Genomic DNA, 19,920 nt, shown 5'->3' with positions numbered 1-19,920 from the left:
CGGGCCGACCGGACGGAACCCTCCGCTCAGAACCCGTCGCAGGAGGCCGTCGCGAAGGGCCCAGAAGCGGTAGCCGTCTTCGGGCTGTCGTTGTCCACGACGACGGAGCAGGTCGCCGTGCCGCCCGCCTCACCCAGCGTGATGCTGAGCGTGCCGCCCTTGATGAACCCCTTGGTGGACAGTTCCTTGTGCCACGGCAGGGTCGCGACGGTCTCTTCGCTCGTGGACAGGTTCTCGTCATGCCAGGTGGAGTACGCGATGTTCACGTTCCTCGCCGTACCGGTGACGCGGTATTTCACCGAGACGGACTTCGTCGCCTCATGCGAGACGCCGGCGATGATGGCCACACATCCGCCGGCGAAGAGGATGACGAGGACGAGCAGCACCCACGGCCACTTTCTGCGCTTCTTCTTCTGAGGAGGCGGCGGACCGTACCCGTACTGCGCGGGCCCGTACGGGTACGGCCCCGCGCCGCCGGGCTGCGGCGCCCCCTGCTGGTGGCTCCACTCACCCCCGGCTTGCGACTCGCCCCCGGCTTGCGGCGGCTGCCACTGCCCAGGCGGAGGCTGCGGACCGGGCTGGGGCTGTCCTCCGGGCTGAGGCTGCGGTCCCTGGGGCTGCTGCGGCCCCGCCCCCTGACCCCACTGGGGCTGATTCTGCTCAGGGCGGGGCTCCTCGCCCGGCTTCGGCTTGCTCATGGAACACACAGTGCGGCCGCCGGAACGTCCCCGCGAGTCGAGATCCCGCGGACCGCCTCCGTTCAGTCGAGGCCGGAGCAGATGCGGGCGGCGAGGGCGGCGGCTTCCGTGGCGGTGGCGGGTTGGGCCACGGGCGGGCCGGACCAGGTTTTCCGGAGGGTGAAGCGGTGGGCGTTGAGGTCGGAGGGTGGCTCCAGGCAGATCTGCCTCGGGTAGAACTCCTCCTCCCAGGAGGACGAGAAGAACAGGACCCAGTACTCGGTGAACGGGAAGAGCGCGCGCAATTCCGGTTCGGCGTAGGCCGCCTCGACCAGCGACTGGAATTCCGGCCAGCCGGCATCACGGGCATGCTGGCGCATGAACTGCCACTCGGAGGCATTGACCTCGGCGGTGTTGCCGTCGGGCACCTCCTGGCGTCCGGTCAGCAGGGGGAAAGGGGCGGCCCGGGCGATCTCGTCGAGCCCGGCCCCGTCGGCCCAGGCGCGGACCACCGCGGGAATGGCGCTCAGTTCCTCAGTGACGCCGCTGACGATGAGCCCGTGTGTGGTGTCGCCCATCACGCTCCACCGCCGCGCGACCTCCGAGGCCGCCACGACGAGCGGTTTGCGGTGCGGGAGCACGCTTTCCGCCGTCGCGTGCCGTAACGGATCGGACGGCGTGGCGGTGAGGGTGACGGACAGTCCGTGCTCGGCCGCCGCTGACTGGACGGCCGCGGCGAGGCTGCCGTGGGCGGCCACGTCCAGGTAGAAGTCGGCGGGTTCCGGGGTCACCGGGTGCACAACCTGTCCAGCGCCGCCTGGCTCGCGGCGTCCGCGGCCCGGAAGATCACCAATCGCTGGTCCGGATCCTGGAGCGGCACGAGCGTCTCGAAATGCACCGCGACCTCGCCGACGTCCGGATGCCGCATCACCTTCCGCCCGCGCCCGTTGACCTTCACGTCCCCCTGCGCCCACAGCCGCGCGAATTCCTCGTCGCGCGCGGTGAATTCGGCGATGAGGTCGGTCAGCACCTGATCGTCCGAATGCGCGGCCCACGCCGCCCGCAAATGCGCGATTCCCTCCCGTACGACCTGCTCGCGGTCGACATAGAACTCGCGCATCTCCGGATGCATCAGGCACAGCCACATCGCATTGCGCTGCGCCGGCGGCAGCCCGTCGAAATCCAGCAGCAGCCTCGCCATTTCGGCGTTCCAGGCCAGGATGTCGTAACGGTGGTTCATCAGCATCGCCGGCAGCGGCGACAAGTCGTTGACCAGCCGGGCCAGCGGCGGCTCTGCGACGGTGGCCGGCTTTTCCGTGTTGCGGGGACGCTGCCGGGCCAGGTCGAAAAGGTAGGCGCGTTCGTCGGGGGCCAGGCGCAGCGCACGGGACAGTGCCTCGACCACTTCCGCTGAGGGCCGCAGCCCGCGGCCCTGTTCCAGCCGGACGACGTAATCGATGCTGACCCCGGCCAGTTCGGCGACCTCTTCGCGGCGCAGTCCGGGGGTCCGCCGGGACTGCCGGCGCGACGGCAGATCGAAATCGCGCGGGTCGAGACGTTCGCGCCGGGACCGCAGGAACGCGGCCAGCTCCTGTGTCGTGTCCACGGTGAGGGCCATCGCCTCCGACCCTACAGCGAGGGTAGGACTGGCGTTCCCAGGAACTTCCCTCCCTTATCCGTGCGGCAGGACGGTCCCAGGCTGGTACCAGGCTTGTTGACGGCACCGGATCGTGCCACGCATCGAAGGCAATGGAGGACACCATGTCGCTCACCCTCGACACCTACCGGCTCCTGGGCCGCTCCGGGCTGCGGGTCTCACCGCTGGCGCTGGGCGCGGCGACGTTCGGCACCGAGTGGGGCTGGGGCGCCGAGCAGGACGAGGCGCGCAAACTGTTCGACCTCTATATCGAGCGCGGCGGCAACTTCATCGACACCGCCAGCACGTACACCAACGGCAGTTCCGAGCGCCTGCTCGGCGAATTCACCCGCGCCAACCGCGAAAGCCTGGTGCTGGCCACCAAATACGCGACGCTGCGCCGCCCCGGCGATCCGAATTCCGGCGGCAATCACCGCAAGACCCTGTTCGGGTCGGTGGAAGCCAGCCTGCGGCAGCTCGACACGGACTACATCGACCTGCTCTACCTGCACCTGTGGGATTTCACGACGCCGGTCGAGGAGATCCTGCGCGGAATGGACGATCTGGTGCGGCAGGGCAAGGTTTTGTACGTCGCGATCTCCAACACCCCGGCCTGGCAGGTGTCACGGATGCAGGCCATCGCCGACCTGCGCGGCTGGTCACCGCTGGTGGCGCTGCAGATCGAGTACAACCTGGTCGAGCGGACCGGGGAACGCGACCTGATCCCGATGGCCCGCGAAATGGGCCTGGGCGTGGTCCCGTGGTCGCCGCTGGCCGGCGGGGTGCTCACCGGCAAGTACAGCCGCGCCGACCTGACCGCGCCGAGCGCCGCGTCCGGCGACGGCACCCGCAAAAGCGTCACCATCGCGGGCGGCACCCTGACCGAACGCAACCTCGCGATCGTGGACGTCGTGAAGGACGTCGCCACGGAACTCGCCCGCACCCCCGCGCAGGTCGCCCTGGCCTGGACCCTGCAGAACCCGGCGGTGACGTCCCCGATCATCGGCGCCCGCACCCCCGCCCAACTGAGCGACAACCTCGGCGCCCTGGACGTCACCTTCACCCCCGCCCAGCTGGCCCGCCTGAACGACGCGAGCGCATTCCCCCTGGGCTTCCCCCACGAAACCCTGTCCCGCCCCTCCACCCTCGCCCTGACCCGCGGCAACCTGACCCTTGAGCCCCGCCCGTGACCGTGACCGCGCCCCTGACCCTGGCCCGGCGGAACGGGGCTTGGGCGATGATGGGCTCCCGTTGACGGTGCGGAGCAGGCGGAAGGGCGAGCCGTGATTCAGCTTCCCGAGGGATCGTGGTGGGACTGGGACGTCGTCTCCTGGGACCCGGGCCTGCTGCGTCTGGGCGCCGGGGCCGACATCTCCTACGCGCACGGCTTGGAACTGGTGTTCAGCGACCCAGTCTTCGTGATGTGCCCGTCCGCCTTCCAGGACCCGACCTTCCGCGAGCCGACCCCCGACGAGGTCCGGCTCGTCGCCCGCCAGATCGGCGAGCCGCCCGCCGTGCTTGTCGCCTTCGACGCGGACGCGGGCGCCCCAGCCCCGGCCGCCGCCCTGATCGCGGCCGCCCACGTCGACATCGTCCAGGGCCTCGTCTTCCGCTACTGGCGCACCCCCTTGAAACCCAGCGAACGCCTGGCGCCCTGGGTCCACCCCCCGGTCGAGGCAGGACGGCTCCCCGCCCGCATGCACGAAAAGGGCCCCCGCCCTGCGCAGACGCAGGGCGGGGGCCCTCTTCGAGGTGTGGCGGCACGTGGATTCGAACCACGGTAGGCATAGCCGACGGATTTACAGTGAGCCGGTTCTCCCCCGTCGGACCAGGAGATGTCTATCTGGCGCGCCTGCTTGGGGACCACATGGGGGATGATCAAGACTGACGCCAGCAGCGCAGGGCCAGAGCGGCGCTGCCGGTGGGTACGCGACCATTCCCGGCTCGCCGAGTTTCAGCCCTGACTTCCATGAGCGTCAGAACCTACGCATCACGGGTTGTCCGAACGGGTTCCGTTGGCGTCCGCCGGAGTCCGTCTCCCGTGGCGAGATGGGTTCGCGGACCAACTCGAACGCCAACGACCGACCCCGGACGCCGGGCCATCTGAGACCCCAATTGAGACCAGCACTGTCATGACGGTGTGCAGCGGCGTTGCCGCCGGAGATTGCAGTCGGGGCCCGCTGAGAGTGCGCCAGCCCAGCAGCGACCAGGCCGCACTTCTCTGGGTCGCCCGACAGCCCGACCAAGATCCCTACGTCATCAAGTGTTGATCCATTGACGTACGCCGTCTCATCATGTCAATCCGGCGCTACTCATCACCTCTTACGGGGTCTTGCAAAGGTCGCGTCGGGTGCTGTAAGCCAGGGGATGATCGTGGCCACTCCTGTCGCTGCGAGATGAGCAATGGGGGGACAGACCGGTGATCGACATGTCGGCGTGGGAAGAAGCGAACGTAGACGTAGTCGATGAACTGCACTTAGACCCGCACAACGTGCGGATTGATCTGCCCGAAACCGCACCCGAGTCCGATATAATTCAGGACCTGTTTCACAACGAGAAGGCCCTGACTCTCGTTGACAGCATCTGCAAAGTCGGACTGCTCACGCATGAGGTCCCCATCGCGATCAAAAGGGACGACCAATTGGTCGTCGTCGAGGGGAATAGAAGAGTTGCCGCTCTCAAGGCTATCCAGAACCCATTTCTGGCTCCCGAACATCGCGCCAGGATCACGAAAGCGACTCAGGGCGTCGACTTTGATTCACTGAGGCGAATCACGGTTAAGGTAGCACCGAACGAGGACGAGGCCAACCAACTAATTGCTGCCATCCACACTGGGAATCAACGGGTTGGATGGTCACCGTCCCGACAGGCAGCCTTCTTTCAAGCACAAATCGAAGCGGGCAAGTCTCCCGAGTACCTCATTTCGCATTACCCCACAGTTGAAGTCAGAAAGTTTATTATCCGGAGCCAGCTGCTCAGTCTATTTCGCGGCGTAGAGTACAAAGACTCCGAGCTAAAGGACTACGTTCGAAGTAGAACCTTCCCCGTTTCCGTACTCGCACGACTCTATGACAACGATGAATTTCTTCTCCTGGCACAAATACGAGTCGCCGAGCAGGCTGCAAGGGTAGTTCTGGAGTCTTCTCCACAACAGTTCAACGCTGTCGCGGAGAAGATCGTGCACGACATAAGGTCCAAGTCGATCAATACGCGCACGCTCAACTCAACAAGGTCTGAGTCGTATACCAACTACATGAACGAGCTGCGCGAACTCATCACTAATCATGTCGACCACACGAAGAATCGCTCTACAAACACCCAGAAAGCTCCAGTCGCATCCTCGCAAAACCAACCCCCTGGCGGGCCTGCGGCGCAGACCTCAAAGAGTAATAGTGGCGGCTCTAACGGCGGCTCGCAACAAGCGCCTACGAATCCCCCGCCCGTAAATACTCAGGGCCAAGCGAAACCCGACGAGAAGATCAAGGGGTCGAATCCCAACTACTTAGATCTGAGTCAGATAAAGATCGATCCCAGTTATCCTCCTACGATCCGGAAGATTTGCGAAGAACTGACACTCATCAATATCAAGAAGTTCCCTAACGCAACCCTCGACCTACTGCGCACGTTCCTCGAAAAAGCGATAAAAGCGTACGCGGAAAAGCTCGGCGTCGATTTGAAGCAGCAGACAGGCCAACAGGCTGGCGGGTACGTGCAACTGGGACACTGTCTGACTTGGCTAGAGGAACACCTTAAGACGGTCCGAAAGACTGCATTCATTCAGGTGCTCAAAAAGATACGTGGCAACAAAATCGGTGGCTACATTCCGACGGTCGACCACATGAACGCCATAAATCACAATCACCACGTATTCGCCACCGCAGACGAAGTGAGAAACTGCTGGGATGGCATGGAAGGCCTGATTCGAATGATGCTGAAGCCATGACCAATTCGGGCACCGACATGAGGCACCACAAAAAGCCGATCATCTCACCCCTGCGCTATCCCGGCGGGAAAGCCTCGCTGTACACGCGGCTGAGGGCCATCGTGAGGGCTAACGAGTTGACTTCAGGTACCTACGTGGAGCCCTACGCAGGTGGTGCAGGTGCCGCGCTCGGACTGCTCGTTACTGGTCAGGTCCGGCGGATTGTTATCAACGACCTCGATCAAGCAATTTACGCATTCTGGAAGGCGGCGATCAGGGAACCTCGGGAAATCTCCCGAATGATCCAGAAGGCCGATCTCACAGTCGCGGAATGGTCTCGGCAAAAGGACATCTACCTTAATGGGCCCCGCGATGACTACCTCAGCCTTGGATTCGCAACCTTTTTCTTGAATAGAACCAACAGGTCTGGCGTTTTGAACGGTGGCCCCATCGGCGGAATGGATCAGACGGGAAAGTACAAAATCGATGCTCGCTTCAATCGTGAAACGCTTGTCGAGCGACTCCGACTGATCTCACTTTATTCGAAGAAGATCACCATCACCAATACAGACGGCCTCAATATTATCAAGCGGTATTCGAAGCGCGAAAATACGCTTATCTACGCCGACCCACCATACTTCGAAAAAGCAGGATCACTCTACCTGAACTCATTCGAGCATGCGCATCACTCTTCGCTCGCCAACTGTCTAAATGGTGCCGGCGAGGCTAAATGGCTGCTTACTTACGACAATGTTCCCACGGTCGCCGAGCTTTACCCGGATCGACGACGCGAGATCTTTTCCCTCAATTACTCTGCCCACAGAGTGACAAAGGCAAATGAAATTATGGTCTTTTCGGACTCTCTAGTCGTTGCGTAACTCCAATCATGCCGTCACAGGACTTTTGACGGCGGTGACACACCAGCCTCTGCGCGCTGCCCCGTGGTGCTCAGAATCGCTGCGAGTTCCCAAGGATCAATGGGCCATGCCGATGGCCAGCAGGTGTGAACTGGCCGCAAGAAGTTCCGGATACGGCTCTGCAAGGCGCGCTGCCGTCAGCGATGACTTAAACAGAGCATCGTCGAGAGCAACGGGGTCGCGCTGCTCAACAGCTTTCAGCAGCGCCCATGCCGGGCCCTCGATACCGAACACAGTGACGCCTGCAAGCCCGGATCTGCGCAGCTCATCAGCTAGTTCCTCCGCTCGGTGGAAGTACGCCAGTGTGAAGCCGCGGTTGCCGTCGTAGACAGCGGTGCGGAGGATTTCGGAGATGGAGGCTTGCATGCGCTCGGTGTGCAGGTGGGCGAGGGCCGCGTGCTCGAAGAGAGACGCGTAATGGTTGATTGCGGCTGCGGCCACGAGGCCACCTGGGCTTACGACGCGGTGCGCTTCGGCGAGTGCCTGCCTGCGGTCCGCGGGGTCGGGCAGGTGGTAGAGCGGGCCCAGTAGCAACACCACGTCGTAGGTGTGATCCGCTGCGTTCAGGTGGCGGGCGTCGCCGACCGAGGATCGGCAGATTCTCGAAGCTTGCTCGACGTGCCGCGCGATCGGGTCGACCAAGTCGACCTCGTAGCCGTCGGCGACGAGCCACCTCGCGTGCGCCCCCGGGCCGCCGCCTACGTCCAGGATCTTGGCGGGTGCCGGCGGGAGGTAGCGCCGTAGGAGTTCCTGCGTTCGGATGAGTTCCAGCCGTCCGTCTGCGGCGATGCTCAGGCGCTCGCTCTCATCGATCGTTTCGGAGTAGAAGCGTTCGACCTCGGGTGGCAGCTCTAGGTTCGACATGGTGGCAGTATCGTGTGTACCGGTGGACCAGTCCAGTACAGCTAGCGCCAGGAGGGCGTATGGCACTGCTGAAATACGAAGAGATCGCGGAGTCCCTGCGCGCCCGTATCGCGAAGGGAGACTTCGCTCCCGGCGAGACCGTGCCGTCCACGCGCGAGTTGTCCGAACAGTGGACAGTCTCGCGGGCTACGGCGATCAAAGCCCTAGACGTCCTGCGTGCTGACGGGGTGGTCGAGGCACGACAAGGCACGGGGTTCGTCGTCACCGAGGTGCCCGTGGCACGGCCGGCGGGTGCGCGGCGCGCGGGCTCGACACGAGTGACCGGAGGGATGCCCTTCCTGCGTGTCGGTGCGCCAGATTGGGCGGAACCGCCGGCCCACGTCGCCGACGCACTGGGCCTAGCAGCTGGCGTACGCGCTCTGCGCAGAGTACGCGTCCAACAACTGCCGGACGGCAGTCCCCACAGCTACACAGAGGCGTGGTTCCCACCGGACATTGCCGAACAGGCCCCGCGGCTCAGCGAGACAGCGCCGCTAACGGAGGGTACGACCCGGTACGTACGCCGATCCACAGGACGCTTCCCGGTGGAGGGCCAAGACGTGACCACGGTGCGATTGGCTACGGAGGTAGAGGCCGCTCACCTCGGTCTCGACGGGCCTACGGCCGTAGCGGTGGTGCTCCACACTGCCTATGACCACGAGCGTCGCGCACTCGTCTGCGAAGAAGGCGCAACGCCCGCTGCCCACTTCGAACAGGTGGAGACCTACGCAATGTAGCGGTCACGACGCCCACCCACGAACCTGGACCGGTCCACCGGTTCGGGTTTTTTCTGCCCTGCGACCCCTCTCATCTGGGCAAATGCATATCGCTTAACTGAGGTCACGGGCGAGGGACTTGACTGGACCGGTCCACCGGTCCAGTCTTCTGTTTGTGGCCACCAGCGGTTCGGCGTTCCGAACCAGCCGATGTGCCGTGCTTATAGGTCCGGCAACTCGGGCCGAGCAGAGGGCGGGGACGCTGCAATCCCGCTAAAGGCCAGGTGGAACAGGGTTTCGGCCCGTACTGGCGAGGTGGCCCGGCGACCGCGAGCAACGGCCGGAGAGTGGGGACCCCGATCCCCCTTGCAGTGCTTCACCCATGCCCACACCACCGAGAGGAGACCCGTGATGGTCCGTCGAAGACCGCCGGGCGCGAGCCGGTTTTGACCAGCCGGCCGCGGCCCTTCGCGTCGTTGCGCGATGCCAAACCAGGCGGGATAGCCGCTGGCGTCGCGAGTGCGTGTCGAGCACGCACGGTCCGGCATCGCTGCCCGAACGGGGGCGGTGCCGGGCCGTGGCTGCTTGAAACCGAGTGGTCACAGGTGCGGCGCCCGGGGTGCGACCCGGACGCCGCCGTACAGGCCGTTCCCTACCGCTAAGGGGTGCACGACCCATGAGAAGTATCGTCGCTGATCACGACCGCGAACCGACCGCCGACGAACTCGCCGCGATCGACGCGGAGATGCCCGTCATCGACGCGGAGATCGCTCTCCTTGACGCGCAGATCATCGTCTTGGACCGGGCGCCGACCGAGCTGGACGCCCGCCGGCTGCGCCGCGCGCACCACCGGCTGATGACCGCCCGCCGCGACTTGGCCAACACCACCACCCGCCAGCTCCCGGCCGGGGGCGCGGCATGAGCACCACCGAGACACTGAAAGCGCGGCCGGAGCTGCCGCCTCTGTCCCGAGGCGAGCGCGCGTTACTGGCGGGCGCTGCCGTGATGGGTGTCGGTGTCGGCGGTGTCGGTCTGGCGCTGTCGTTCGACACGGTGTCGGCTGCGGGCGCGGCGTGGGGTTTCGCTAGTCCGCAGATGCTTCCACTGGCCATCGACCTGGCGATCCCGGTTTTCACGATCGTGAATCTGCTGCTGATCCGGATGGACATGGCGCTGTCGTGGGTCCGTTGGGTGCCATGGCTGCTGACGCTGGTGACGTGCTGGCTCAACATCTCCGCGGGCACGTCGGTGTCGGCGAAGGTCGCGCACGGCACGATGCCGCTGCTGTGGGTGGTGCTCTCCGAGGTCGCCGCCCACGTCTACGCCGCCCGCGCTGCCCTGATCAGCGGGCGGCGTATGGAGAAGATCCGCCGGTCCCGCTGGCTGCTCGCGCCGGTCACGACGTTCGCGCTGTGGCGCCGGATGACGCTGTGGGAGATCACCTCCTACACCACCGCACTGGCCAGGGAGCGGGAGCGGCAGTTGGCCCGCGCCGACCTACGGCAGGAACACGGCCGCGGCTGGCGGAAGAAGACCGACCGTCGCACGAGGGTGCTGCTGAAGCTCGGTGAACTCGCCCCCGCCGACAGCCAGCCCCCGACCGCACCGGTCCAGCTGGCTGCCCCGGCCGCGGCCTCGCCGAAGCCGAAGACGTCCCGGCCGGCCGCGAAGCCCGCGGCCGGCAGCGGCAAGCCGCGGACCGGCCGGCGGACGGTTGACGACGTGCTCGCCGACGCCCGGACCGCCACCACGGATTGGCCAGCAGAGCACCTGACCGCCGACCGTATCCGGACCGCCGTGCAGTGCGGTGCCGGGCACGCCCGGACCGTCCGCGACCTGCTGCGTGCCGAACGCGGCACCGCACCCGCTGCCCCTGCCGTCCCCGCGGTGCCTGAGCCGGTGGCGGCATGACGCGCTCGCTGGTCTTGGACCTGTTCTGCTGCGCCGGCGGGGCCGGTACCGGTTACCACCGTGCCGGGTTCGACGTACACGGCGTGGACATCGCCGACCGGCCCAACTACCCGTACCCGATGCACCGCGGCGACGCGCTGGAACACCTCGCCCGGCTCATCACCACCGGTGAGATCCGCCGGTACGCGATGGTGCACGCCTCGCCGCCGTGCCAGGCAAAGTGCACGCTCACCGTGGGCACCAATGCCTCCCGCGGTTGGGGCGGTGCCCATGTCGATCTGGTGGCGCCCACCCGCGAGCTGCTGTTGCAGACCGGCCTGCCGTACGTGCTCGAACAGCCCAACGGCCGCGCGAAGATCCGCAAAGACCTCACGCTGTGCGGCGAGATGTTCGGCCTGGCCGTGATCCGGCACCGCAACTTCGAGTTGGGCGGCTGGACCACCGCCCGGCCGGCGCACCTGACACACCGCGGCCGGGTCAGCGGGTGGCGGCACGGGCAGAAGCACACCGGCCCGTACGTGGCCGCCTACGGAAACGGCGGCGGCAAACCGTCGGTGCCCGAACTCCAGCGCGCCATGGGCATCACGTGGACCGACGTGCGCGAGGAACTGACCGAGGCGATCCCGCCGGCGTACTCGCAGTGGATCGGCGAGGCGTTCCTGGCCGCCCGCACCGACACCCTGCCGTTTTCTGGGGCGGTGGCGGTGTGACCGCCCGAGAGCACGTCGTCATGTGGTCCGGGGGCATCACCTCATGGGCCACCGCCCGCATCGTCATCGAACGGCACGGCCGGGCAGACACGACCCTGCTGTTCGCCGACACCAATGCCGAAGACGAAGACCTGCACCGCTGGAACCGTGACGCTACCGCGCAGCTCGGCATGGACCTGGTGCGTGTCGCTGACCCTGCCGAGCGTGACCCGTGGCAGGTCTTTGAGGACAAGCGGTGGATCGGGAACACCCGGGTTGCCCAGTGCTCGCACGTCTTGAAGCAGGAGCCCTGCCGGACGTGGTTGGAGGCCAACTGTGACCCGGCCAACACCGTGGTCTACGTCGGCCTTGACTGGTCTGAGCCGCACCGGCTGCCGGGCGTCATCAGCAAGTGGGCACCATGGACGGCTCAAGCACCCCTGACTGAGCCGCCGTACCGCGACAAGGACCAGTGGTTCGCGCTGGCCCGTTCGGTCGGCCTGGTGATCCCTCGCCTGTACCCGCTCGGCTTCGCCCATAACAACTGTGGCGGGGCGTGCGTCAAAGGTGGCCAGGCCCAATGGGTACGGCTGCTGAAAGTGTTCCCCGAGCGCTTCGCGAGGGCCGAAGCCTTCGAGCAGAAGATGCGCTCCCGGCTCGGCAAAGACGTGAGCATCCTCCGCGACCGCAACGGAGGCACCACAACAGCGCTGACGCTGGCCGCGCTCCGTGCCCGCGTGGAAGCCGAGCCGGACCAGCTCGACCTGTTCGACGAAGGCGGCTGCGGCTGCTTCACCGACACTGAGGCGGCCTGATGTCGCCGACGTTCGGCCAGTGCTACGACCCCACCGGCGCGACCTGGGGGATGCCGACGTTCCCGTGGCGGCTCGCCCCGGACGGCATGGCCACCCGCCGGCAACTCCGGGCGAAGGGGTTGCGGCCTGGCGGTCAGCCGATCGCGGCACAGATCATGCGCCGCTCCCGCCGCCGCAAGGCCGGTTACGCGGTCGCCTACCTCTACCGCATCGACCTGGCCCTGCCGGTCCGTCCGATGACGCCGGGCAAGTGGGCCGCGCACGCCGCGGCGATGACCGCCCGCCGCACCTGCCCGCAGTGCCGCACCGATGCCGGATACGTCATCCCCGGCTCGCTCGGCTGCTGCGTGCCCTGCGCCTACCCCGACGAACAGCAAGCGGCCTGACGCACCCGTGCCCGCCTCCAGAAGGCAGCGGCCCTCACGAGCTTTGAGGTGGTGGCCAATCGCCCGGATTCGAACCGGGATCTACCCATCGGGCGAACCCGCGTGGGGCGTCCTGCCGTTGGACCACGAATGGCCACCACCCGCAGCGTATGCGCACGGCCGCTGATCTCGCCTCTCCAATTCCCGCAGGCCCGGCCGGTCACCGACCAAAGCGTCGGCCGGGCCTGCTCACCCTCCGCAGTACGGAAGGAAGTTCAGTGAAGCACCCCGACAACGACAACAACGACAACAACGAGCGCGACCTGTTCGCGCGGCTGGAAGCCGACCTCGCCGCCGACTCCGGCGGTGACGTGGTCGATCTGGGCAAGGCCCGCACCGCCCGCGCGTCGGCCGGCACCGACCCGACCGCACCCGACTCCGGTTCGGCCGGGTCGTCCGACCCGGCGCCCGACTCGGCTGCCGCCGTGACGCCCGACGCGTCGGGTGGAGTGAAGCCGACGCGTGCCGACTCCCCGGACTTCTCCGGACCGGGCTACTTGGAGCGGATCAAGGCCGCGAAGCGGATTCCGGTGGTGCCGGTCTGGCTCACCTCACGGTCGGAGGCTGCCGATGCCGCGAAGTGGGTCGGCGGGCACATCTGGCACACCGTGTGGTTCCACGCGTTCCGCTCGCCGTTGTACGTCGGCAGGCTCACCGCCCGCACCCCGGCCGGCATGGCCCGTGCGCTGTCGCGGGTGATGCGCTGGACGGTGGATGCCGAGGGTGAGCCGCTGCGTCAGGCCGAGGCGCGGCGGGAGAACTCCGAGGTGTATCTGAAGCTGTCGCGGCAGCGTGACCGGCGGGTGCGGCTTCGGGTCGGGATCACGCTGATCAGCGGACTCGGCATGCTGGGTGCCTCTCTGTTCCTGGCCTTTGGTGCCTCGCCGCTGACGCAGGCCATCGCCGCCGCGCTGGCCATCGGCACGTTCGGGGTGTTGGGTGCGCCTGCCGACGCGCCGATCTCGTCTCGTGCGGTGGTCAAGACCGAGGTGCAAAAGCTCACCTCGGACATGGTGGTCAAGGCGATGGCGTCCATCGGGATCGGGCAGATCGCCAGCGCGGTCGCCAAGGGCCGGGACGGCATCACGTTCGTGGCGCCGATCACTCGCGAGGGTCCCGGGTGGCGGGCCGACATTGACCTGCCGTTGGGGGTCACGGTCGCCGACATCGCCGACCGCCGCGCCCGCCTGGCGTCGGCTCTGCGTCGGCCGCTGGGCTGCGTGTGGCCCGACGCCGACCCGACCGAGCACGAGGGACGGTTGGTGCTGTGGGTCGGGGACCGGGACCTGTCCAAGACCGGCATCGTCAAGTGGGGCCTTGCGTCGGCGAAACGGCACGACGTCTTCCAGCGGATCCCGTTCGGCATCGACCCGCGCGGACGCGCCCAGCTCGTGCCGCTGATTCAGCACAACGTGCTGATCGGCTCTTTGCCCGGTCAGGGCAAGACCGCATCGGTCCGCGTGCTGGCCTGCGGCGCGGCACTGGACCCCAGCGCGGAACTGTGGCTGCACGAGAACAAGGGCACCGGCGACCTCGACCCGCTCGAAGGGGTCTCGCACCGGTTCGTGTCCGGGATCGATGACGAGTCGATCAAGTACGCGGCCGACTCCCTGAAGCTGCTGCGGGCGGAGGTGATGCGCAGGGCAGCGGCGATGAAGGCGCTGCCGCGGGACCTGTGCCCGGACAAGCGCATCACCCGGCAGATCGCCGACAAAAGGTCGCTCAAGCTGTGGCCGCTGCTCGCGGTCTTCGATGAGTGCCAGAACCTGTTCGCGCACCCCGAATACGGCAAGCAGGCCGGCGAGGATGCCGAGTTCGTCATCAAGCTCGGCCGGGCGCTCGGGGTGGCGTTGGTGCTGGCCACGCAGCGGCCCGATAAGGACTCGCTGCCGACCGGGATCAGCGGCAACGTGTCGATCCGGTTCTGCCTGCGGGTGGCCGGGCAGGTCGAGAACGACATGATCCTGGGCACGTCGGCGTACAAGAACGGCATCCGCGCCACGCAGTTCCGCCCGGAGATCGACGCCGGTAACGGCTACCTCGCAGGGGCCAGCACCCTGCCGACCGTGGTCCGCACCGCCTACCTCGACACCGCCGCGACCGAGGCCATCGCCAAGCGCGCGTTCGCGCTGCGCACGGCCGCCGGAACCCTGTCCGGGCACGCGCTCGGGGAGGAAGCCCAGCGAGCGGCCGGCCCGTCCTATGACCTGCTCGCCGATATCGCCGCGGTGGTGCCGGTCACCGAGGAGCGGGTGTGGAACGAGCGGATCGCCGCGAGGCTGATCGAGCTGCGCCCGGAGGTCTACGGCGGGTGGAAGGGCGAGACCGTGACCGCCGCGGTCAAGCCGTTCGGTATCCGCACCCGCGACATCGCCGGCACCACCGATGACGGGACGCGCACCACCCGCCGTGGTATCACCCGCGCCGACCTCACCACCGCAATCACCGAGCGTGACGGCAACAGGGGTGCGGCCTAGCCGGAGATGAGTGCTACCGGTAGCAGCATCCCCTGCTACCGGTAGCACTCCCGCTAGCACCCCATCCCGCATCCCATCAGGGATCTAGTACGTAGCACCCCACCTGCGGAAACCTCTGGAAACCGCCCGGAGAGGCTGTCATGACCCTCCCGTTCCTTGCTATCGCCTGCCTACTCGTCATCACAGTGTGTTACGGCGCTGTGTGTGCGGGAAGCCCGTTCGGCCGCTGCCGCCGGTGCCACGGTCTCGGCTTCGCGCTCACCACCGACCGCCGCGGCAAGGTCAAGCGCGGCAAGCCGTGTCGTCGCTGCAAGACCAGCGGCTACCGCATACGCGCCGGCCGCCATCTGTTCAACCTCGCGCAGCGCCTGTACCGCGAGGGCACCACTCCCGCCCCCACCACCCCGCCCGTCGGCCCGCCAGCCGCGCCCGCCCGGGAGGCACGCCGATGATGCTGTCCGTCTCGCTGGTGCTGCTCGTCGGCGCCCTGCTCGCGGTGCTGCTCAAGACCGGCACCGCCAAGCCCGGATCGGTGTTCGTCGCCGCGCTGTTCGGCTTCCTGCTCGCCACCACCGGCGCCGCCGAACCGATCAACCACGCCATCACCGGCACCACCGCCACCGTCGCCACATGGCACCCCTGACCCCGGGATCGGAGACCCGATGAACCAGCCCCACACCCCGCCCGACACCGGCGACCCGATCGCTTACCGGCACTGGACCGCCGACCTCGCCCCCAAGACCGCGCCCGCGCTGGCCACCACCACCGTGCTCGCGCTGGCGCGGATCTGGAACGCCAACGGCGCGCAGCACAGCATCGGGGACGCCTCGGTCATGGGCGTGCTCGCCGTCGGTGCCGCGTTCGCCGGGAACGCCCTGGCCCGCGGCGAGAACGGCGAACCGGTCGCCGCCGCGGTCGGCTTCACCGCCGCCGGCACCCTCGCGCTCGCCGGAGTCGCCGCCTACACCGACGAACTGCCTCTGCCCTTGCTGCTGTGGGCCGTGGCGACCGTGCTGGCCTACGTCCTCGCACACCGGCACTGGCGCACCGAACGACTCGACACGACCGCGTACGAGCGCGCGACCACCGGCCGCCGCGAGACACAGCGGCACGTCGAAACCGTCGAAATCATCCGCGCCCGCGCCGCCGTGGAAACCGCGCAGGCCGGCGGGCAGTACGCCACCGCGCTCGCCGCGGCACTCACCGCCCGCGCCAGCCTGCCCGGCTACGACCCCGCCGCACTCGCCGCGGCCGGACTGCCCGAGCTGCCCGCCACCGCCACCGCCACCGCCAAGGAGGACTGATCGCGTGATCGACCCCCACACCGGGGAGGGCTTTGACGCCCCTGCCCCCGATGCCGCCTATGCCGGTGCGCCCGCGATCGTGCGGGAGATCAGCAACGTGCTGGCCCTGACCACCAGCCTGCACCGCTGCGACCGCACAGCCGACGGGCGCGAGCGGGAACAGCGGTTGCGCAAAGCCGCGCTGCTGGACCGCATCGCGCTGTTCGAGGCGACGGAGTACGCGCCCGGCGTCGCGGCCGAGGCCATCGCCACCGCCGCAACGGCCGCCCGCAAACTCGCCGCCTACGACACCGAACACCACACCAGCACCGGACCGATCGGACCCAACTCGCCGGAATGGGACCCCTGCCACCGGCCCTACGTCCGCCAGGAATACGCCACCTGGGTCCGGCTGCACGCCGACACCTGAACCCGCCCGGGGCGACCGCCCAATCTCGCCAAAGACACGCGGTCGCCCCGGCACCCAGTCACCTACCAAGGAACTGGAGGCACCAGCATGACCCAAACCACCCGTACCGCGCTGCTGTCCGCAGCGCTCGGACTGGCTTCGGCCCGCATCCCGGTGCTGCCCCTGCGCCGCGGCAAGGCCCCGTTCGGGAACTGCCCCGCGTGCGCCCGCAACGCGTGCGGCGGCCGGCCGAACATGAAGACCCCCGGCCCCTGCGCCTGCCCGCACCCCTGCCACGCCTGGGCCGCGGCCACCACCGACCCGGACACTCTCAACTCCCCGGAGTGGGCGCGGGCATGGTGGGACGCCGCGGCGGTGGCCTACCACCCCGGCGGCGCCGGCCTGACCGTCGTGGACCTCGACAACGCCGACGCCATCACCTGGGCCCGCGAGGCCCTGCCCGCCACGCGCACCGTGGCCACGACGCGGGGTGAGCACTGGCTCTACCGGGGCGCCATGCCGTCGGCGAACGCGGTCCGGCCGGGTGTGGACATCAAGTCCGCGATGGCCTACGCCCGCTGGCTCGGTCCCGGCACCGGCACCGTCACGGATCTGCCGGACGTGGTGCGCGCGCTGCCGGTGAAGGCGCCCGCACCGGTCCGGCCGGCCGTCATCCGCGTGCCCGTGCCGGGTGGGGGCGGGGGGTGCCGGCACCGCACCCCGACGTACTTGGAGCGGGGCATTGCCATGGCTGAGCAGGAGATCACCAACGCTGCCAGGGGCGTGCACGCCACGGTCTACCGGACGTTCCTGGCGGTGCTGTCCGCGCATGGCCGGTGCGGCTGCCTCACCGACGCCCACACCGCCCGGCTGTTCGCCGCCGCGCAGGCCAAAGGCGAAACCCCGCGGCACTGCACCGACGCGTGGTCCAACGCCCGCGCACGGCTGGGGATGTGACGATGTCCGAGGACGAAAAGACTCCCGGCCGCGAGGTCATCACCGACTACGCGCAAGCCCACTTCCGGTACTTCCGCACCGCGGAGGGCACCGTGTACGCGCAGCGCAACGGCCACCCCGTGGCCCGCCCGATCCGCTCGCAGGGCACCACCGGCAGCCACCGCCAGGAACTCATGGTCGGCCTGTTCCGCGACGGGCGCGGCGTGTTCAACGGGACCGCCCTCAAAGAGGCGTTGGACCTGATCGAAGCCCTCGCGCTGACCGAGGACACTCAGCCGGTGCACATCCGGGTGGCGCCGGGATTCGACGGGGCGACCTGGCTGGACCTCGGCCGCAATGACGGGCGCTCGGTCCGTATCCACCCCGCCGGCTGGGACATCCTCGTACCCGACCCGCGGGAAGTGTGCTGGCGTCGCACGCAGCTCACCGGGGAACTCCCCATGCCCGTCAAAGACACCGACGGCAAGGGCATCGATCTGCTGCTGCGGTTGTGCAACTTCGCCACCGCCGAAACGGAATGCTTGGCCATCGCCTGGCTGATCGGCTGCCTCGGACCCTCCGTCCCGGTACCGGCACCGTTCCTCACCGGGCCGCAAGGTGCGGGCAAGTCCACCGGCGGGCGGATGCTGATTCGGATCATCGAAGGCATGAGCGGGGACCTGCGCCGGGCACCGAAGGATGAGGAGAACCTGATTGCCGCGGTCGCGGCCGGGTGGGTCACCGCGCTGGACAACCTCAGCCACATGACGCCGGACCTGTCCGATGCGATGTGCTGCATCGTCACCGGTGCCGAGAGCGTCAAGCGGGCCCTGTTCACCGACGGGGACGTGTTCCGCGCCCGCTACCGCCGCCCGCTGCTGCTCACCGGAATCGACGTGGGCGTGATCCGGCCGGACTTGGCCGAGCGGCTCCTGCCTTTGCGGTTGGAGCGCCCGCGGGTCCGCCGCACCGAAGCGGAGTTGTGGGCGGAGTACGCCGAGGTGCTGCCGGTCGTGCTCGGGTCGCTCCTGGACCTCACCGTCAAAGTCCGCGCGGTAGCCGCGGAGACCCCCACCGATCTACGGATGGCCGACTTCGCGCACCTGTGCGCGCAGCTCGACGCCGCGGCCGGCCTCGGAGCCTTGGGCGCCTACCGGGCCAGTCTGGACGACCTCAACGACGACGTGATTGAGGGTGATCTCCTCGCGCAGACCGTCCTGGCGTATGCCGAGACCATCACCCCGGGCGCGGACCAGCGGATGACGTCCACCGAGTGGCTGCACTGCCTCAGTCGCCTCTACAGCGGCGAGGAACTGCGCCCCCTGCCCAAAGGCTGGCCGACCACCGGGAAAGTCCTCTCCGACCGCCTCAAGCGCCTTCAGCCCACCCTCGCCGCCCGAGGCGTCATCATCGACTCCGGCCGCACCAAAGAGGGCCGCTACCTGGAAATCACCCGCCCCGCGCCGCCACCCCCGCCCGAGCAACAGCCGGCGTTCTGACGCGGTCCGGGCGGACAAGCAAGAGGAGCACCAGCGCCCGGGGTGCTCCTCTTGCTGTTCGGCGCCTGCGCCGCCCATGGGTCGCGCCGCGCAGCGGCTCCTTCTTCACGCTGTGAGCCACCCCCGGACTACTACAGACACCCCCTCTTTTGTCCTAAGAGGGAAGACGCTGCGTCACCTGCGTCACCGAACCCAAAAAAGCGGCTCTGGCCTGCGAGAACGGGGGTGACGCAGACGAAAAGCTCTGCGTCATCCTGCGTCACCTGCGTCACCTGATGACGTAGGCGGTGACGCAGGGGTGACGCACGCCTGCACCTCTGCGTCACCCGAAACCGCAGGTCAGAAGCTCAGATGACGCAGGTGACGCGGTGACGCAGAAATCCGAACCTCGGACAGGCACGATCCCCGCGTCCCTTCTCCACCTCGCACAGCCCTGCCGGACACCGCCGCCAAGGAGTGCACAATGCCTCGCCCCCCAATGCTCAAGCTCGCCGAAGTCCTCGAAGAGATCGACATGAGCCGCGCCGCCTTCTACCGCATGCGCGCCCGCGGCCAGGCCCCGCGCCTCCGCAAACTCCCAAACGGCCAACTGCGCGTCAGCCGCGCCGACCTGGACGCCTGGTGGGAGTCCTGCGAACAGCAGGCCGCCTGAACCCAATCCGCACCGACTGAGGGGCCCGCCCGCCGGCGGGCCCCTTTCCCATG

General features: G+C 67.9%; 22 protein-coding genes and 1 pseudogene. 18 read left to right on the top strand and 5 right to left on the bottom strand.

The features are described from left to right. Nucleotides 1-26: 26 nt before the first annotated feature. From ACQPW6_RS24220 to ACQPW6_RS24210, 3 genes are all read right to left on the bottom strand, one after another. Nucleotides 27-386, bottom strand: coding sequence for a hypothetical protein (locus ACQPW6_RS24220; protein ID WP_433891782.1), 360 nt, complete (start codon nucleotides 384-386; stop codon nucleotides 27-29). A 374-nt stretch (nucleotides 387-760) separates the two neighbouring features. Next, nucleotides 761-1,468 (bottom strand): DUF6193 family natural product biosynthesis protein, encoded by a 708-nt coding sequence (locus ACQPW6_RS24215; protein WP_433891781.1) that lies wholly within the window; start codon nucleotides 1,466-1,468, stop codon nucleotides 761-763. Beyond that, a complete protein-coding gene (locus ACQPW6_RS24210; protein WP_433891780.1) occupies nucleotides 1,465-2,295 on the bottom strand; it encodes a helix-turn-helix transcriptional regulator in 831 nt (276 codons plus the stop codon). The genes ACQPW6_RS24215 and ACQPW6_RS24210 overlap by 4 nt, the downstream gene beginning before the upstream one ends. 143 nt (nucleotides 2,296-2,438) lie before the next feature. On the opposite strand from ACQPW6_RS24210, the gene ACQPW6_RS24205 reads away from it, so the two are divergent. The 4 genes from ACQPW6_RS24205 to ACQPW6_RS24190 all read left to right on the top strand — a co-directional run bounded on the left by ACQPW6_RS24205 (nucleotide 2,439) and on the right by ACQPW6_RS24190 (nucleotide 7,113). Then, nucleotides 2,439-3,503 carry an aldo/keto reductase gene (locus ACQPW6_RS24205; RefSeq protein ID WP_433891779.1) on the top strand — a complete coding sequence of 355 codons (1,065 nt, stop codon included), beginning with the start codon at nucleotides 2,439-2,441 and terminating at the stop codon, nucleotides 3,501-3,503. Between the two features lie 93 nt (nucleotides 3,504-3,596). After that, on the top strand, nucleotides 3,597-4,097 hold the full coding sequence (locus ACQPW6_RS24200) for a hypothetical protein (RefSeq protein ID WP_433891778.1): 501 nt from the start codon (nucleotides 3,597-3,599) through the stop codon (nucleotides 4,095-4,097). A gap of 635 nt (nucleotides 4,098-4,732) precedes the next feature. Further along, complete coding sequence (locus ACQPW6_RS24195) at nucleotides 4,733-6,256, top strand: hypothetical protein (RefSeq protein ID WP_433891777.1); 1,524 nt, start codon at nucleotides 4,733-4,735, stop codon at nucleotides 6,254-6,256. Continuing rightward, entirely contained in the window at nucleotides 6,253-7,113 is an 861-nt protein-coding gene (locus tag ACQPW6_RS24190) for a DNA adenine methylase (RefSeq protein WP_433891776.1), read from the top strand. Before ACQPW6_RS24195 ends, ACQPW6_RS24190 begins: the two co-directional genes overlap by 4 nt. A gap of 96 nt (nucleotides 7,114-7,209) precedes the next feature. Here the strand turns inward: ACQPW6_RS24190 and ACQPW6_RS24185 are convergent, their stop codons facing one another. After that, the gene (locus tag ACQPW6_RS24185; RefSeq protein WP_433891775.1) at nucleotides 7,210-8,016 is read right to left on the bottom strand and encodes a class I SAM-dependent methyltransferase; all 807 of its coding nucleotides are present in this window, start codon (nucleotides 8,014-8,016) and stop codon (nucleotides 7,210-7,212) included. A gap of 59 nt (nucleotides 8,017-8,075) precedes the next feature. Here ACQPW6_RS24185 and ACQPW6_RS24180 point away from each other — a divergent pair, with 59 nt between their 5' ends. The 6 genes from ACQPW6_RS24180 (at nucleotide 8,076) to ACQPW6_RS24155 (ending at nucleotide 12,572) form a co-directional block, all read left to right on the top strand. Then, the gene (locus ACQPW6_RS24180; RefSeq protein ID WP_433891774.1) at nucleotides 8,076-8,792 is read left to right on the top strand and encodes a GntR family transcriptional regulator; all 717 of its coding nucleotides are present in this window, start codon (nucleotides 8,076-8,078) and stop codon (nucleotides 8,790-8,792) included. A gap of 655 nt (nucleotides 8,793-9,447) precedes the next feature. Continuing rightward, a complete protein-coding gene (locus ACQPW6_RS24175; RefSeq protein WP_433891773.1) occupies nucleotides 9,448-9,693 on the top strand; it encodes a DUF6284 family protein in 246 nt (81 codons plus the stop codon). Further along, nucleotides 9,690-10,682 carry a DUF2637 domain-containing protein gene (locus tag ACQPW6_RS24170; RefSeq protein WP_433891772.1) on the top strand — a complete coding sequence of 331 codons (993 nt, stop codon included), beginning with the start codon at nucleotides 9,690-9,692 and terminating at the stop codon, nucleotides 10,680-10,682. Before ACQPW6_RS24175 ends, ACQPW6_RS24170 begins: the two co-directional genes overlap by 4 nt. Further along, nucleotides 10,679-11,392, top strand: coding sequence for a DNA methylase (locus tag ACQPW6_RS24165; protein WP_433891771.1), 714 nt, complete (start codon nucleotides 10,679-10,681; stop codon nucleotides 11,390-11,392). The genes ACQPW6_RS24170 and ACQPW6_RS24165 overlap by 4 nt, the downstream gene beginning before the upstream one ends. Further along, complete coding sequence (locus tag ACQPW6_RS24160) at nucleotides 11,389-12,186, top strand: hypothetical protein (RefSeq protein WP_433891770.1); 798 nt, start codon at nucleotides 11,389-11,391, stop codon at nucleotides 12,184-12,186. The genes ACQPW6_RS24165 and ACQPW6_RS24160 overlap by 4 nt, the downstream gene beginning before the upstream one ends. Then, nucleotides 12,186-12,572, top strand: coding sequence for an RRQRL motif-containing zinc-binding protein (locus ACQPW6_RS24155; protein ID WP_433891769.1), 387 nt, complete (start codon nucleotides 12,186-12,188; stop codon nucleotides 12,570-12,572). Before ACQPW6_RS24160 ends, ACQPW6_RS24155 begins: the two co-directional genes overlap by 1 nt. 53 nt (nucleotides 12,573-12,625) lie before the next feature. On the opposite strand, the pseudogene ACQPW6_RS24150 reads toward ACQPW6_RS24155, so the two are convergent. Then, nucleotides 12,626-12,706 (bottom strand): annotated as a pseudogene (locus ACQPW6_RS24150). A gap of 15 nt (nucleotides 12,707-12,721) precedes the next feature. Here ACQPW6_RS24150 and ACQPW6_RS24145 point away from each other — a divergent pair. The 8 genes from ACQPW6_RS24145 (at nucleotide 12,722) to ACQPW6_RS24110 (ending at nucleotide 19,867) form a co-directional block, all read left to right on the top strand. Next, nucleotides 12,722-15,088, top strand: coding sequence for a cell division protein FtsK (locus ACQPW6_RS24145; RefSeq protein ID WP_433891768.1), 2,367 nt, complete (start codon nucleotides 12,722-12,724; stop codon nucleotides 15,086-15,088). Between the two features lie 140 nt (nucleotides 15,089-15,228). Then, nucleotides 15,229-15,540 carry a hypothetical protein gene (locus tag ACQPW6_RS24140; RefSeq protein WP_433891767.1) on the top strand — a complete coding sequence of 104 codons (312 nt, stop codon included), beginning with the start codon at nucleotides 15,229-15,231 and terminating at the stop codon, nucleotides 15,538-15,540. Further along, nucleotides 15,537-15,731, top strand: a complete 195-nt coding sequence (locus ACQPW6_RS24135; protein ID WP_433891766.1) for a hypothetical protein — start codon at nucleotides 15,537-15,539, stop codon at nucleotides 15,729-15,731. The genes ACQPW6_RS24140 and ACQPW6_RS24135 overlap by 4 nt, the downstream gene beginning before the upstream one ends. A gap of 19 nt (nucleotides 15,732-15,750) precedes the next feature. Further along, nucleotides 15,751-16,392: a hypothetical protein gene (locus tag ACQPW6_RS24130; protein WP_433891765.1), complete on the top strand. Its 642-nt coding sequence runs from the start codon at nucleotides 15,751-15,753 to the stop codon at nucleotides 16,390-16,392. A gap of 4 nt (nucleotides 16,393-16,396) precedes the next feature. Further along, on the top strand, nucleotides 16,397-16,801 hold the full coding sequence (locus ACQPW6_RS24125; protein WP_433891764.1) for a hypothetical protein: 405 nt from the start codon (nucleotides 16,397-16,399) through the stop codon (nucleotides 16,799-16,801). 87 nt (nucleotides 16,802-16,888) lie between these two features. Next, nucleotides 16,889-17,737, top strand: coding sequence for a DNA primase (locus ACQPW6_RS24120; protein WP_433891763.1), 849 nt, complete (start codon nucleotides 16,889-16,891; stop codon nucleotides 17,735-17,737). Nucleotides 17,738-17,739: 2 nt separating this feature from the next. Continuing rightward, nucleotides 17,740-19,215 carry an ATP-binding protein gene (locus tag ACQPW6_RS24115; RefSeq protein WP_433891762.1) on the top strand — a complete coding sequence of 492 codons (1,476 nt, stop codon included), beginning with the start codon at nucleotides 17,740-17,742 and terminating at the stop codon, nucleotides 19,213-19,215. A gap of 463 nt (nucleotides 19,216-19,678) precedes the next feature. Further along, complete coding sequence (locus ACQPW6_RS24110; protein ID WP_433891761.1) at nucleotides 19,679-19,867, top strand: helix-turn-helix transcriptional regulator; 189 nt, start codon at nucleotides 19,679-19,681, stop codon at nucleotides 19,865-19,867. The last annotated feature ends 53 nt before the right edge of the window (nucleotides 19,868-19,920 follow it).

The organism is Streptomyces sp. CA-111067, from assembly GCF_050956065.1.
GTDB lineage: Bacteria > Actinomycetota > Actinomycetes > Streptomycetales > Streptomycetaceae > Actinacidiphila.
This window is presented reverse-complemented; position numbering and strand designations above follow the sequence as displayed.